Consider the following 14,675-nt stretch of genomic DNA (forward strand, 5'->3'; position numbering starts at 1 on the left):
CGAACGGCTGGCGGCCTATGTAGACGCCATGACCGGCTCATCTCCCATCGCTCTTGAGAATCGCGGCCAGACCGGCGCGCGCCTGAGTTCTCCGAGTGCAGCGCGCAATCGCGAAATCATCGCGGCCACGCTGGCGCAGGTTTTGCCGCAAGATGCGGCCGTGCTGGAGATTGCCAGCGGTACCGGCGAGCATGCTCTGGCCTGCCTGTCGGCGCGCGCTGATCTGCGCTGGCAGCCGAGCGACCCCGATCCCGCCTCGCGCGCCAGCATTGATGACTGGGCGAGTGAAGCCGCCGGGCGAATGGCGAGCGCGCTCGATCTGGACACGCAGCATTCAGGCTGGTGGCGGGCCGTGCCGCGTCCGGTGTCTGCGGTGTTCTGCGCCAACATGATCCACATCGCGCCGTGGCAGGCCGCCGAAGGGCTTGCCGAGGGCGGCGCGGCGCTGCTGGACGAGGGCGGTTATCTCATCCTGTACGGGCCGTTTCTCGAAGGCGAGGCGACCGCGCCGTCAAATCTGGCTTTCGATGCCAGCCTGAAATCGCGTGATCCGCGCTGGGGCGTCCGGGCGCTGGATGATGTCGCGGCGCTGATGGCGCGCCATGGCCTTGTTCTGGCGCAGCGCCTGGCCATGCCGGCCAATAATCTCACCCTTGTTTTCCGGAAAGGTGCGCCATGATCGCCCTGACGCTGATTATTGCGGCGCTTGGCGTCGGTGTGGCGCTGTGGATTGCCTCGCCGCTGGCGCGTGGCGCTGCCGGTCCGATGCACCGGCTGGTGGCGTTCGGTGTGATGGCCGTGCTCGCCATAGCGGCGCTGGGTGCCTATCTGGTGGGCGGCCAGCCCGGCCTTGAAGGTCAGCCCTATGCGGCTACCGAAGCCCGGCTGGCAGAGTTGCCGCCCGAAGACCTGACGGCAGAAGAGCAGGAGGAACGCCTGCGCGCCATTGTGCGGCGTGAACCGGGCAATCCCGAAGCGCTGGCCATGCTCGGCCGCTTTCTGGCGTTTGACGGGCGTCATCTGGAAGCCATTGCCATGCTGGAGCGCTCAGCGCGTGTACGCGAAGATGCGCGGGTGTTTTCCGATCTCGGTCAGGCGCTGGTGAACCTCAATGAAGGCACGGTCACGCCAGAGGCCGAGCGCGCCTTTGCGGCGGCGATGGAGCTGGACGAGACCTTGCCCGAACCGGCCTTCTTCATGGGCGCAGCTGCCTATGATGCGGGTGATCGTGAGGCCGCGCTGGGTCACTGGGCGGGCATCGTAGGCCGCCTGCCGGAGGATGACCCTTTCCGCCAGGCCATCGCGGTGCGCGCCGCTGATCTGCTGTCGCGCCCGGCTGGCGGCCCGCAGATGATGGACCCCGATGCGCTTGACCCCGATGAAAGCCCCGATGCGATGGTGGCACGAATGGTCGCAGGGCTGGAGGCTGGACTTGAAGCTTATCCGGATGATCTAACCCGCTGGATGGTGCTGGCGCGCGTGCGGGCGGTCCGCGAAGACCGCGATGGCGCCCGCGCCGCGATTGCCGAGGCCCGCGCCCGCTCTGGCGGTGATGCCGGTACCGGCGCTATTCTCGACGCGCTGGAGCGCGCGGGCGGTCTGGACGCTGAAGCAGAAGGTGAAACCGAGTGATCAAGGCGCGCAAACGTCTATGGGTCGTGCTGGCATCTGCCGGCGTACTGGTGGCTGCGGGCCTGCTGGCAGGCTTTGCCCTGCGCGATGCGATGACGTTTTTCCATTCCCCCGCCATGGTGGCCGAAGCGCCGCCACTGCCCGGCCAGCGCATCCGCGTGGGCGGTCTGGTGATTGAAGGATCGGTGGAGCGCCCGGCATCGGGCGGCGCCAGCTTTTCCGTGACCGACACCATTGCCGATATCCGCATCACCTATGCCGGATCGCTGCCTGACCTGTTCCGCGAGGGGCAGGGCATTGTTGCCGAAGGCGCGTTTGCCGAAACCGGCCTGTTTGTCGCCAGCCGCGTGCTGGCCAAGCATGATGAAGCCTACATGCCGCCAGAGGTCGCTTCGGCTCTTGCCAGCGCCGAGGCGCAAGGCAGCCTGCCCGGTGCGACAGGGCGCGATGCCTGGTCGCTGGGGCAGGCGCGGATCGGGCAAGACCGTACATGATTGCAGAACTTGGCCGTTTTCTGATCGCGCTGGCCCTGATCGTCTCACTGGCGCAGATGGTCTTGAGCTGGGTTGGTGCCAGTCAGGGCGGACGCTCGCCTTATGCTGCTGCCGGGCGCACGGCCAGCCTCGCGGCGCTTCTTGCCTCGGCGTTCGGCTTTGCGCTGCTGATTGTCACCTTCATCCAGTCCGATTTCTCGGTCGCCTATGTCGCCGGGCATTCCCATGTCGACAAGCCGCTTTTCTACAAGATCACGGCCGCCTGGGGCGGGCATGAAGGCTCGATGCTGCTCTGGTGTCTCATTCTGGCGCTGTTTGGCTATGGCCTGACGCGGGTGGGGCCGACCGACCCCGCGCTGCGCGCGCGCGCTGTCAGCCTGCAGGGCCTGCTGCAAAGCCTGTTCTTTGCCTTTCTGGTGTTTGCCTCCAACCCGTTTGACCGGCTTGATCCGGCCCCATTGCAGGGCCGTGACCTCAATCCGATCCTGCAGGACCCCGCGCTCGCCTTTCACCCCCCGCTTCTCTACCTGGGCTATGTCGGCCTGTCGGCGGCATTTGCCATCGCGGCGGCCGGACTGATCCAGAAAACATCCGGGCGCGACATTGCCCGCGCGCTGCGCCCCTGGGCGATTGGCGCGTGGACCAGCCTGACGGCGGGTATCTCGCTGGGGGCCTGGTGGGCCTATTACGAGCTGGGCTGGGGCGGATGGTGGTTCTGGGACCCGGTGGAAAACGCCAGCTTCATGCCGTGGCTGCTGGGGGCCGCTCTGGTTCACTCGGTCATCGCCACGGAGAAGCGCGGGGCCTTCCCCGGCTGGACGGTGTTCCTCGCGCTTCTGGCCTATGTCCTGTCGATCCTTGGCGCGTTTCTGGTCCGCTCCGGCGTTATCACGTCTGTGCATGCCTTCGCGCTCGATCCTGAACGTGGCGTCTGGATTCTCGGCATGCTGGGCGTGTCGGCTGTCGCGGGCTTTGGCCTTTTTGCGCTGCGCGCCGGTCATCTGGGCGAGGGCGAAGGCTTTGAGCCGACCAGCCGCGAAGCCTTCATCGGGGCCAATAACCTGCTTCTCGCGGCGGCTTCGGGCGTGGTGCTGGTCGGCACGCTCTATCCCCTGTTTGTGGAGATGCTGGGCGGTGCGCCGGTATCTGTCGGCCCGCCCTATTTTGATGCGGCGGCGACGCCTTTGCTGATCCTTGCCCTCCTGCTGGTACCGATTGCACCCTTCCTGCCCTGGTCAAACGGGGGCGCGAAACCGGCTCTGAAACAGATGCGGGCGGCCGTCCTTCTTCTGCCGGTTGCGCTTGCGGGTATCGCGCTCATCTGGTTTGGCGCGCCGGTGCTGGCCGTGATTGGCGGGGCGCTGGGCGTATGGGTGATGGCGGGGGCCGCGATGGACGCGTTCAGATCGCTGCCGCTGGCACAGACGCGCGTGCTGAAATTTGCCACGGCCGGACGGGCCATGGCGCATGCCGGGGTGGGCTTCATCGCGCTGGGCGCTGCCGCTGATGCCTCGCGCCCGCCGGATGTGAACAGCGCGCTGGGAAGCGGAGAGAGCATCGAGATTGCCGGGCGCACTCTGACGCTCACCGATGTGCGCCGCGCCGATGGTCCCAACTATCTGGCCGACCGCGCCACCCTGTCGGTGTCCGGTGGCGGCACGATCAGCCCGGAGCGCCGCTTCTACTGGGCCGCTGACCAGCATACCCGCGAAGTGGGGCTCGGCTCATCGCTGAGAGGCGATCTCTATGTCTCCATCGGGGAGGCGCGCCCGCGTGAGGATGGCAGTGCGGCCTATGAAATCCGCGCCGCCTTCCATCCACTGGTCTGGATGCTGGGCCTTGGCGCGACCCTGATCGTGCTGGGCGGTTTTTCAGCGCTCACCGCGCAAGTACTCACCCGCCGCCAGCGCACGGTGCAGCCATGATTGCCGCGCTCCTGATGGCTCTGGCCCTGCAGGCTTCGCCCGAACTGGCACCGGCTGACGAGGCGCGCGCGCAAGGTCTGATGCGCGAGGTGCGCTGCATGGTGTGCGCGGGCGAGTCGGTGCTGGATTCCAGTGCGCCCATGGCGGGAGACATGCGCCGCTTCATCCGCGAGGAAATTGCCGCAGGGCGTGAGGACGAGGCCGTGCGCACCGCGCTGGTGGCGCGTTTCGGCCATGAAGTGCTGATGCGCCCGCCCATGGAGGTGCGCACTCTGCCGCTCTGGCTGGCGCCCTTGATCTTCCTCGCGCTGGGCGGCGCGCTATTGTTCACCAGCATGCGCCGCAAGGCGCGTAAGGACAGCTTGTAAGCGCCCGCCGCTTGCCGGACACTCCGCGCGTCAGGGCAATAACGGGAGCGGCACGATGCGGTCTGAAAAGCTGGAGTTTGCGGGCAGTCAGGGCGCAATGCTGGCGGCAAGGCTCGACCGGCCCAAGCCGCCGCCGCGCGGCTACGCCCTGTTTGCGCATTGCTTTTCCTGCTCCAAGGATACGCTGGCGGCCACGCGGGTGGCGCGCGAGCTGGCCGGACATGGCATCGCGGTCCTGCGCTTTGACTTTACCGGGCTTGGCCATTCCGACGGCGAGTTTGCCAACACCAATTTCTCCTCCAACATCGACGACCTGCTGCGTGCTGCCGATCATTTGCGCGAGCACTATGAAGCGCCCTCCATCCTGATCGGTCATTCTCTGGGCGGTGCGGCGGTGCTGGTTGCGGCGGCAAAAATCCCTGAAGTAAAGGCGGTGGTGACCATCGGCGCACCCGCTGATGCGGCCCATGTCGAAAAGCAGTTCGCCGACGATGTGGACACCATACGCCAGAGCGGGGAGGCGCGCGTCCAGCTCGCCGGGCGGCCCTTCACCATCCGCAAGCAATTTCTCGATGACATTGCCGGGCAGAACGTGCTGGAGGCGGCCAAAAGCCTGAAAGCGGCCCTGCTGGTCGCGCATGCGCCGCGCGATGAGACGGTGGGCATCGACAACGCCACGCGCCTCTTCGTCGCCGCGAAACACCCCAAGAGCTTCCTCAGTCTTGATGATGGCGATCATCTGCTGAGCGGCGCGGCCCACGCCGCCCATGCGGCCAAGGTCATCGCCGCCTGGGCGGAGCGCTACGCGCTGAACGATCCGCTGCCTGCCGCGCCAGCCTCGCCGCCGGGTAATAATTCAGCCCTCGTACAGGAGACCGGCAAGGGCGCGTACCTGAGCTGGGCTTCAACCGGCGAAGCGCGCTTTCTGGTGGATGAGCCGGAGGATCTTGGCGGGTTTGATGCGGGTCCGGCTCCCTATCAGCTTCTCTCAACCGCGCTGGCAGCCTGCACCACCATCACCTTGCGGATGTATACAGACCGGAAGGACTGGGCGTTGGGGCGTATCACGACCCACGTGACCCACGCCAAAGGCGATGCCGAAGATGGTCAGCCGCCGCGCGATGTGTTTACCCGTACGATCTCGGTTGAAGGCGGGCTGAGCGCAGAGCAGTCGGAAAAGCTCGTCGAAATTGCGAACAAATGCCCGGTTCACCGGACGCTGGAACGCAGCTCCCATATCGACACCGCCTATGCGGATGACGAGACCTGACCCTCTTTATCATTACAGCTTCGTCACCATTTGGTAATAGAGCGTAGAGCCTGACCACGCCATGAACGCGGTCAGGGACGATCTGGCTCCGCCCTTGCAAGCGGAGTCAAACCACACCCAGCCGCCAGAGGATTTCTCATGTTGTCACCGCGCGCCTTCCGTTCGCTTCTGATCCCCGCCCTGCTTGCGGGCAGTGTCTGCCTCATGCCGCCGCAGCTGGCTCCAGGCGCATCGGCACAGACGGCCAGAAGCGCTGAATCCATGCCGCCGGGCACGCCGATGTCCTTTGCTGACCTGATCGAGCGGGTCAGCCCGGCAGTTGTATCGATTGAAGCGGCGGGCAGTGTTGATCCGCGCGGCGTGCCGGACCTGTCCGACATTCCGCCGCAGTTCCGCGAGTTTTTCGAGCGCTTTGGCGGGCAGGGCGGACCAGCCCAGCCGCGTGAGCGCCGCTCGCAAGGCTCAGGCTTCTTCATCTCCGCTGATGGCCTGCTGGTGACGAACGAGCACGTCATCTCCGGATCCACCGAGATTACGGTCACGCTGGTGGACGGATCGGAGTTTCCCGCCGAAGTCGTGGGGCGTGATGCGGCCACCGACATCGCCCTGCTGCGCGTCAATGGTTCGGACCGCGAATTTGCCTATGTGAACCTTGATCGCACCCCGTCCATCCGCGTGGGCGACTGGGTCGTCGCGGTCGGCAATCCGTTTGGCCTGGGCGGCACGGCAACGGCCGGTATCGTCTCCGCAATTGGCCGCCCCCTGGGCAACACCCAGCTCTACACGAATTTCCTGCAGATCGATGCGCCTATCAACCGGGGCAATTCGGGTGGTCCGGCGTTTGACCTGCATGGCAATGTGGTCGGCGTGAACTCTGCGATCTTCTCGCCGACCGGCGGCAATGTCGGTATCGGCTTTGCCATCCCTTCAGATCTGGCGGCGTCGGTTGTGGACCAGCTGATCCAGGGCGGCGAAGTGCGCCGCGGCTATCTGGGTATCGCGCCGCAATCGCTGACCGCAGACCTTGCTGAAAGCCTTGGCCTGCCGCGTGACCGGCGCGGCGTACTGGTGGCCGAAGTCATCGCCGGAACCCCGGCGGCGGACGCTGGCCTGCAAAATGGCGATGTCATTATCCGCATTGACGGCCAGACGGTGAACGAGCAGCGCGAGCTGTTCCAGCGCATCGGCGCAGTGGCGCCCGGTGAGCGCGTGGAACTGCGCATCATCCGCGATGGCCGTGAGCGCACCATCCGCGTGCGCCTGTCAGAGCGTCCGGATGCCGGTACCGCCTCCACCAGCCCTGAGGTTCAGCCCTCGCGCAATGAGGTGTTCGGCATGAATCTCACTCCGGCTGATGACGCCGCGCGTGAGCGCGTCGGTGCCAGCGGCAATCGTGGCCTTCTGGTGAACAGCGTGCGTTCGGACTCCGAGGCGTCACGCCGCGATATCCGCAATGGCGATGTCATCCTGGAAGCAGGCGGACGTGATGTACGCACGGTCGACGAATTGCGGGCGGCCGTGGCGGCTGCGCGTGAAAGCAATCGCAATGCCGTGCTTGTGCTGGTGGCCCGCCAGCAGGGCGGGGTGCGCTATGTCGCGCTCCGGCTCGATGCCGAATAGGGCGCGTTGAAACATCGGATCGGGAGCTCCGGACATGCGCATTCTCATTATGGAAGACGACAAGCAGGTGGCTGCCTTCATGGGGCGGGGCCTGCGTGAGGCGGGGCATGTCTGCGATGCGGCCCATGACGGCGAGGACGGGCTGGAGATGGCCCGCAACAGCCAGTACGACGTGCTGGTCGTTGACCGGATGATGCCGCGCCGCGACGGGCTGTCCGTGATCGAGACCCTGCGCGCCGAAGGCATGGCAACCCCGATCCTCATCCTCTCCGCCCTGGGCGAGGTGGATGACCGGGTGGACGGGCTGAAATCGGGTGCTGATGACTATCTGGTGAAGCCCTACGCCTTTGCCGAGCTTCTGGCCCGCGTCGAGGTGCTGGCCCGGCGGCGTGATCCGGGTTCGGTCCAGACCCAGCTTTCGGTCGGTGATCTGGAAATGGATCTGCTGGCGCGCACGGTCAGGCGCGGCGGGGAGGATGTCCTCCTGCAGCCGCGCGAGTTCCGCCTGCTGGAGTTTCTCATGCGCCATGCCGGACAGGTGGTGACGCGCACCATGCTGCTGGAAAAGGTGTGGGACTATCACTTTGACCCCCAGACCAATGTGATCGACGTTCATATCTCCCGGCTTCGCTCCAAGATCGACAAGCCGTTCGGCTCGACCATGCTGCATACCGTTCGCGGTGCGGGTTACCGGCTGCAGGCGTGAGCGAGACAGCGCCGATATCGCCGGTGCCGGCTGGCAGGTTCATCCTGCCAGCCTTCGCGCGCACGACGGCTTTCCGCCTGACCCTATTGTCAGCGGCGCTGTTTGCGTTCTCCAGCTTCGTGATCCTGGCACTGGTCTATGCCGCCACCGTGACGGCAGGCGTGCGCCGGGCGGACAACGCCGTCGCTCAGGAAAGCATTGCCATCGAGACCCGCTTCCGGGCCGAAGGCGTAGCCGCTGCCAACCGCTATATTGTCCAGAGCTCGGTCGCTGGCGGGGAGTTTCTCTATCTCCTCAACCAGCCCTCCGGGCGCCGCCTGTCGGGTAATATCTCCAACCTGCCATCCACCCCGCCCGACGCGCAGGGGCGGGTGCGTTTCACCTATGAGCGCGCGCCGCCGGGCGGGCAGACGGCGGCAGAACCCAGCCGCGCCGCGCGCGGACTGATCAGCGAGCTGGAAGGCGGCTACAAGCTCTTCGTCGGCATCGATGTGGAGGACGAGGCCCGCTTCGTCACCTATATTCTCAACGCCGTGCTCATCGCGTCCGGGCTGGCGGTGGCGATGGGTATTGTTTCAGGCGCGGTGGTCAGCCGGCGCTTCTCGCGCCGCCTTGATGACATCAATGCCGCAGCCCGCGAGGTGATGGCCGGGCGGCTGCAGACCCGCGCGCCGCGCAATTTCTCCGGTGATGAGCTTGATGATCTGGCGTCGAACTTCAACGACATGCTGGACCGGGTAGAGCACCTTATGCAGCGCATGCGCTCGGCGGGCGATTCCATTGCCCACGATTTGCGCCTGCCGCTGACGCGTATGCGCGGGCGGCTGGAAGCATCGCTGGTGGAGGCGGGAGATATCGCAGACCGTGAGGCCGCGCTGGCGCAGGCCATCTCCGATTCCGACGAACTGCTCAAAACCTTCAATGCCGTGCTGTCGCTCTCACGCCTTCAGACCGGCGAGCGCCGCCGCGCGCTGGAAGTGCTCGACCCGGCGGAGATTATCGCCGACGTCGCCGAGCTGTATGAGCCGGTGTGCGAGGAAACCGGCCATGATTTCGCGCTGGATGCCAGTGCGGGCCTGACCATTCTGGCAGACCGCGAGCTGGTGGCGCAGGCGGTGGCCAACCTTCTGGACAATGCCATCAAATACACGCCGGCCGGCGGCGCCATCATGTTGCGCCTGCGGGCGACCTCCAGGGGCGCGGTGGAGATTTCCGTGACCGATACCGGCCCTGGCATTCCGCCAGACGAACGGCCGCGCGTGCTGGAACGCTTCGTGCGCCTTGAAGCCAGCCGCAATCTGCCCGGCGTCGGCCTTGGCCTGTCGCTGGTGCAGGCCATTGCGGAGGTGCACGGTGCCGAGCTGAAACTCGATGACGGCCCCGGCGGGCTGGACGGCGCCGGACCGGGCCTGCGCATCGCATTACTGTTTCCTGCCCATCGCGCGTGACGCGCTTGCCTTGAAGGTCAGACGCGGGCCAGTTTGCGGCCTATGACCGCCCCTGTCTCCCAACGCATCACCGCAACCCTTCCCGTCCGCGACGCTGACGCTGCCCGCCAGCGGCGCGCCAGTATTCCGGCGGCTGCGCTGTCCGCCTGGCCACAGGGCTTTCTCGATGCGGTGATGTCGGCTTCGCCCTATCTGGCCCGGCTGATGGAAAGGCGCGCCGCCACGTTGCAGGCGCTGGCCACCGGCAGCCCTGAAGCCGTGTGCGAGGCGGTTATTGCCAACGCGCGATCGGCAGGCGCTTGCGACACCGAAGCCGACGTTATGCAGACCTTGCGCGAGGCCAAGATGGATATCCATCTGGCGACGGCGCTGGCCGATCTGTCCGGCGCATGGCCGCTGGAGCAGACAACCGCCACCATCTCCGCCTTCGCCGATGCTGCCCTGCAGGGCGCGCTGGGTTTTGCGGCGCGTGAGATGGGACTGGCGGGCGAAGACGGCACGGTAGCCGGGTTTGCCGTGCTGGCGCTCGGCAAGCTCGGCACGCAGAGCCTCAACTACTCCTCCGACATTGATCTGGTGGTGGTGTGGGAGGCGGAGCGCTTCCAAGCGCCAGGCGGCAAGGAGCCGCAAAAGCTGGCCACGCGCCTCACCCAGCGCCTTGTGCGCCTGATGAGCGAAATGACGCCTCAGGGCTATGTCTTCCGCACCGATCTGCGCCTGCGCCCCGACCCGTCCTCCACGCCGCTGGCGGTCAATGGCGACATGGCGCGCCACTATTTCGAGGCGGTAGGCCAGAACTGGGAGCGGGCCGCCTATGCCAAGGCGCGCGCGGTGGCTGGTGATATCGAAGCTGGCAACGCCTTCATCGCCGATCTGGAACCCTTCATCTGGCGGCGCACGCTGGATTTTGCGGCCGTGGAGGATATCCGGGCGCTGGCCAAGCAGATACAGGCCGTCGGCAATCGCGCAGAGCTGAATGTTGCCGGACATGACGTGAAGCTGGGCCTTGGCGGCATACGCGAGGTGGAGTTTTACGCCCAGGTGCTGCAGCTGGTCTTTGGCGGGCGAAAGCCGCAATTGCGCGTGGCGGGCACGCTGTCAGCCCTCGGAGCCTTGCGCGGCGCAGAGCTGATTGAGGCCGATACGGCGCGCGTGCTGGCCGAGAGCTACACCTTCCTGCGCCATGTCGAGCACCGCATCCAGATGCTTGATGACGAGCAGACCCAGACGCTTCCGCAGAAGGATGCTGACCGGGCGCGCGTTGCCGCCCTTGCCGGCTATGCCGAGCTCGACGCGTTTGATGCGCGCGTAGCGGAGACGTTGCGGGCGGTTCACAACGCCTTCACCGAGCAGTTCGAGGAGGGCGAGAGCCTTGCCACCCATGAGGGCAGCCTGGTGCTGACCGGCGTCGAGCCGACGCCTGACACGCTCGAAACGCTTTCCCGGCTAGGCTTTTCCGATCCGGTGCGCATCTGGCACCAGCTTTCGGGCTGGGCGGCAGGCCGGGCGCGGGCCGCGCGCACGGAGCGAGCCCGCAGGCTGTTCTCGCGTCTGGCACCGCGTCTGGTGGAAGCCATCGGCGCGACCGGGGATGCCGATGCCGCCTTTGCCCGGTTTGCGGCCTTCTTTGAGGGACTGCCTTCGGGCGTCCAGCCGCTATCGCTCCTGACCGCGCATCCGGCTCTGGCCGACGAGCTGATCGCCATTCTGGGGCTGGCACCAAGCCTTGCCGACGAGATCGGCAAGCGCCCCGCGCTTCTGGATGTGATGCTGGAGCCTGCGTTTGCTGCGCCACTGTCCGAGACCGGGCCAGCCAGCCAGGAAGTGCTCACCGAGCGTCTGGCGCGCGGGGAGACCTTCGAGGATGCCATGAATACCGCGCGCCGTTTCGTGCGTGAGGAGCGCCTGCGCATAGGCGCGCAGCTCCTGCGTGGCCGGGCAGGGGCCAGCGATGCGGCCAACGCCTATTCCATCCTCGCCCGCCATAGCGTGATGGCCATGTCCGGAGCTGCCGAGCGCGAGATGGAGCGCCGCCACGGGGCCGCGCCTGGACGGTGGCATGTGCTGGGCATGGGCAAGCTGGGCGGCGGGGAGCTGTCAGCCGATTCCGATCTGGACCTGATCGTCGTGTACGAGCCGCAGGCCGAGCAGTCTGACGGTGCCCAGCCGCTCGAAGCGCCGGTCTGGTTTACGCGCTTCACCCAGCGCCTTGTGTCAGCGCTCTCCGCGCCGACCGAGGAAGGGGCGCTCTACCCGGTTGATCTGGCCTTGCGCCCATCCGGCTCTGCCGGGCCTGTAGCGGTCTCGCTGCAGCGCTTTGAAACCTATTACCGCGAGGAGGCGTGGGTGTGGGAGCGCATGGCGATGACGCGCGCGAGCCTCGTCGCCTCCAGCGGTGATGATGGTGCCGTCGGCCGTGCCATAGCCGATGCGGTCAATGCGCACACGCTGAGCGAGGGGGAGGTTTGCAAGGCCGCCAGCGACATGCGCGCCCGGCTGGAGCGCGACAAGCCTGCGGCCTCGTCCTGGGATCTCAAACTGCGCCAGGGCGGTCTCCTGGATATCGAGTTCGTGGCGCAGGCGGGACTGGTGGCAGGGCGTCTGGGCTGCGAGCCGTCCACGCGCAAGGCGCTGGAGAGGCTGGGCGGCACGCACTGGCTGGAGGCGGCGGACGCTCACACCCTGCTGGAGGCCCATGCGCTCTATGAAGCGGTGACGCAGCTGACCCGGCTGGCCCATGGCAGCGGATTTGATCCGCAAGATGCCAGCGAACCCTTCGCCCGGCGTCTCGCCCAGGCGGCAGGCTGCGCCAATCTCGAGGCGTTGAGGGCGCGGGTAGAGGCGCTTGCCGACCAGACAAGGGCTATATTTATCAAGGTGGTAGAAAAAAGAGCATCGGCGAGCGACGGATAGGGCGCGCTTACTTCGTTTGAGAGGGTGCAGAGGGACATCTGCTCACCGAAGCAATCGGAGTTACGACGCAATGAAAACCTCCCTGAAATTTGCCGCAGCCGCTCTGGCGCTCGGCTTTACCTCCGTGCCGGTCATGTCTGTCAGCGCTGTTGCTGCTGAAGCGGCCGTGCAGGAATCTGAAGCTGGCGAGCGCGGTGAACGCCGCGGCCATCGCTGGGGCCATCGCGGCCCGCGCGGCAATGGCGAAGCCTTTGCCGAGCGTCTTGCCAGCATCGACGCTGACGGCGACGGCGTCATCACCCGCGCCGAGTTTCTCGCCCATCACAACGCCATGTTCGACCGCATGGACGCCAATAATGACGGCGTCATCAACGCGGCTGACCGTGAGCTGATGCGCGAGCGCTGGGCTGAACGCCGTGCGGAGCGTGGCGCTGAAGGTGGCGAGCGCCGCCGTCAATGGGGCCAGCGTGGTGGCGAACACCGTGAGCGCGCCGACCGCGAGATCACCCGCGCTGATTTCGAGGCACGCGGTAATGCCATGTTTGACCGCTGGGCCGGTGAAGGTAATGATTCCGTCACCGTCGCCGCCGTGCAGGAACGTATGGCGGAAATGCGCGCTCAGCGCGGCGAGCGCGGTGAACGCCGCCAGCGCCGCAGCCGCGACTAGAACGACTGAAGGCTAGCTTGTCAGGGAGGCGTCCATCCGGCCGGTTCTGCAGGTCATTACCGGTTCTGGAAGGAGCGCCGCCCCTGACGGCGACGCCGCCCTGGCGCGTGCGCTCAGCCGGGGTGACAGTGCAGCCATGCAGGCATTCATTGCCCGCACCCTGCCCAAGATCACCGGCGCTGCCCGGCGGTTGCTGGGTGATCGCAGCGAAGCCGAAGACGTGGCCCAGGAGACCTATTTGCGGGTCTGGCGGCATGCACACAAATGGAAGCCCGGCGCAGCGCGCTTTGATAGCTGGGTAATGAGAATTGCGGTCAATCTTTGTTATGACCGCCTGAGAAAACGCCGCGAGACCAGCATGCCTGAAAACTATGATCGGGCAGATGGCGGAGCGGATGCAGACAGCATGCTGGCAGGTAAGGACAGTCAGGACGCCGTGCGCGCCGCTGTCGCCAACCTTCCCGAACGCCAGCGCCTTGCGCTTGAACTTTGTCATTTTCAGGAGCTGGGCAATATCGAGGCGGCAGAGATAATGGAGGTCAGTGTGGAAGCGATGGAATCCCTGCTGTCACGAGCGCGGCGCAGCCTGCGCGAACAGCTGGCAGACAACGCAGCTGACCTCATAAACACGCTGGCTCATGGCCGAGGCGATCAAAGCCGGGGGGACCCGATATGATGGACCAGACACGATTTTCCGCGCTTCTTTCCGCCTATGGGGCGGACCCCAAACGCTGGCCGCAGGCAGAACGTCCGGGCGCGCTTGCCTTCATGGAAAGCCATAGCGAGACGGCTACCAGACTGGTGGCAGAGGCGGGCGAGCTGGACGGGCTGCTGGAAGCGGCGCGGGCAGAACCGCCCTCTGCAGGTCTTGCAGGGCGCATACTGGCCGCCGGGCAGGCGCAGTCGCGCTTTGCCCCTGAATGGACGCGGCTGGCGGCCGTGCTCGCGCTCAGTGCCGGACTGGGCCTTGGCTGGGGCGGTGCAAGCCTTGGCGGTGCCAGTCAGAGCGATGCGGCCTATGCCATGGCATTTTCCAGCTTTGCAGACCCGGCCTATGAAGAGCTGGTCGACTTCATCGAGAATGAGGTGCGCTGATGAGCTGGTTTGAGGGACGGCGTTTCTGGATTGCGCTTCTTGTCGTGTCGCTGGGTGCCAATGGCGTCCTGGCGGGCATACTTGCCCAGCGCGCGCTGGCGCCGGCCAGCACGGTCCAGGAAACGGGCCGGTATATGCCCGGCAGCGGCGGCTTCAATCCGCGTGCTTTCATCGCCGCCCTGCCGGAGGAGCGCCGTGATACAGCGCGCCGCGAGCTGCGCGAGGGCCTGCGTGAGCTGCGTCCCCTGTTTGGCGAGATGATCGACCGGCGGCGCGAGATGAACGCGCTGCTGCGCGCCGATGAGTTCGACGAGGCCGCGATGCTGGCTCTGACGGCCGATATACGCGCCATCCGCGCCCGGCTGGATGCAGGCGGCGAAGAGGTGCTCCTCAGCATTGTGTCTGATCTTGAGCCGGAGGTCCGCCGTGCCGCTCTGGAGGCGGCCTATGCGCCGCGTGGCCGGGGTATGAGGCGCGGTGGTGAAAGGCGGGATGGGGAACGCCGCCGTCATCATCAGGTTGAAGGTTCCGAATAGA

The 14,675-nt window shown here is 66.2% G+C and carries 14 protein-coding genes; all 14 read left to right on the forward strand.

Annotated elements, in window-relative coordinates; all coding sequences use genetic code 11:
• The first annotated feature begins 28 nt into the window (after positions 1 to 28).
• Positions 29 to 679: a DUF938 domain-containing protein gene (locus tag ACQ5ID_RS05835; protein WP_429911519.1), complete on the forward strand. Its 651-nt coding sequence runs from the start codon at positions 29 to 31 to the stop codon at positions 677 to 679.
• Positions 676 to 1,632: a tetratricopeptide repeat protein gene (locus ACQ5ID_RS05840; protein WP_429911520.1), complete on the forward strand. Its 957-nt coding sequence runs from the start codon at positions 676 to 678 to the stop codon at positions 1,630 to 1,632. The genes ACQ5ID_RS05835 and ACQ5ID_RS05840 overlap by 4 nt, the downstream gene beginning before the upstream one ends.
• On the forward strand, positions 1,629 to 2,126 hold the full coding sequence (gene ccmE, locus ACQ5ID_RS05845; protein ID WP_429911521.1) for a cytochrome c maturation protein CcmE: 498 nt from the start codon (positions 1,629 to 1,631) through the stop codon (positions 2,124 to 2,126). The genes ACQ5ID_RS05840 and ccmE overlap by 4 nt, the downstream gene beginning before the upstream one ends.
• The gene (locus ACQ5ID_RS05850) at positions 2,123 to 4,051 is read left to right on the forward strand and encodes a heme lyase CcmF/NrfE family subunit (RefSeq protein WP_429911522.1); all 1,929 of its coding nucleotides are present in this window, start codon (positions 2,123 to 2,125) and stop codon (positions 4,049 to 4,051) included. The genes ccmE and ACQ5ID_RS05850 overlap by 4 nt, the downstream gene beginning before the upstream one ends.
• Positions 4,048 to 4,419: a cytochrome c-type biogenesis protein gene (locus ACQ5ID_RS05855; RefSeq protein ID WP_429911523.1), complete on the forward strand. Its 372-nt coding sequence runs from the start codon at positions 4,048 to 4,050 to the stop codon at positions 4,417 to 4,419. Before ACQ5ID_RS05850 ends, ACQ5ID_RS05855 begins: the two co-directional genes overlap by 4 nt.
• Before the next feature lie 55 nt (positions 4,420 to 4,474).
• Positions 4,475 to 5,689: a bifunctional alpha/beta hydrolase/OsmC family protein gene (locus ACQ5ID_RS05860; protein WP_429911524.1), complete on the forward strand. Its 1,215-nt coding sequence runs from the start codon at positions 4,475 to 4,477 to the stop codon at positions 5,687 to 5,689.
• A gap of 138 nt (positions 5,690 to 5,827) precedes the next feature.
• A complete protein-coding gene (locus ACQ5ID_RS05865; protein WP_429911525.1) occupies positions 5,828 to 7,309 on the forward strand; it encodes a Do family serine endopeptidase in 1,482 nt (493 codons plus the stop codon).
• Between the two features lie 34 nt (positions 7,310 to 7,343).
• A complete protein-coding gene (locus ACQ5ID_RS05870) occupies positions 7,344 to 8,015 on the forward strand; it encodes a response regulator transcription factor (RefSeq protein WP_371395011.1) in 672 nt (223 codons plus the stop codon).
• Positions 8,012 to 9,463 (forward strand): ATP-binding protein, encoded by a 1,452-nt coding sequence (locus ACQ5ID_RS05875; protein WP_429911526.1) that lies wholly within the window; start codon positions 8,012 to 8,014, stop codon positions 9,461 to 9,463. Before ACQ5ID_RS05870 ends, ACQ5ID_RS05875 begins: the two co-directional genes overlap by 4 nt.
• A 42-nt stretch (positions 9,464 to 9,505) precedes the next feature.
• Positions 9,506 to 12,376 carry a bifunctional [glutamine synthetase] adenylyltransferase/[glutamine synthetase]-adenylyl-L-tyrosine phosphorylase gene (locus tag ACQ5ID_RS05880; RefSeq protein ID WP_429911527.1) on the forward strand — a complete coding sequence of 957 codons (2,871 nt, stop codon included), beginning with the start codon at positions 9,506 to 9,508 and terminating at the stop codon, positions 12,374 to 12,376.
• 70 nt (positions 12,377 to 12,446) lie between these two features.
• Positions 12,447 to 13,043, forward strand: a complete 597-nt coding sequence (locus ACQ5ID_RS05885) for a hypothetical protein (protein WP_429911528.1) — start codon at positions 12,447 to 12,449, stop codon at positions 13,041 to 13,043.
• Positions 13,044 to 13,098: 55 nt separating this feature from the next.
• The gene (locus ACQ5ID_RS05890; RefSeq protein ID WP_429911676.1) at positions 13,099 to 13,719 is read left to right on the forward strand and encodes an RNA polymerase sigma factor; all 621 of its coding nucleotides are present in this window, start codon (positions 13,099 to 13,101) and stop codon (positions 13,717 to 13,719) included.
• Positions 13,719 to 14,138 carry a hypothetical protein gene (locus tag ACQ5ID_RS05895; RefSeq protein ID WP_429911529.1) on the forward strand — a complete coding sequence of 140 codons (420 nt, stop codon included), beginning with the start codon at positions 13,719 to 13,721 and terminating at the stop codon, positions 14,136 to 14,138. The genes ACQ5ID_RS05890 and ACQ5ID_RS05895 overlap by 1 nt, the downstream gene beginning before the upstream one ends.
• Positions 14,138 to 14,674, forward strand: coding sequence for a periplasmic heavy metal sensor (locus ACQ5ID_RS05900; protein ID WP_429911530.1), 537 nt, complete (start codon positions 14,138 to 14,140; stop codon positions 14,672 to 14,674). Before ACQ5ID_RS05895 ends, ACQ5ID_RS05900 begins: the two co-directional genes overlap by 1 nt.
• Position 14,675 lies beyond the last annotated feature (1 nt).

Source organism: Glycocaulis sp. (assembly GCF_050485565.1).
Taxonomy (GTDB): domain Bacteria; phylum Pseudomonadota; class Alphaproteobacteria; order Caulobacterales; family Maricaulaceae; genus Glycocaulis.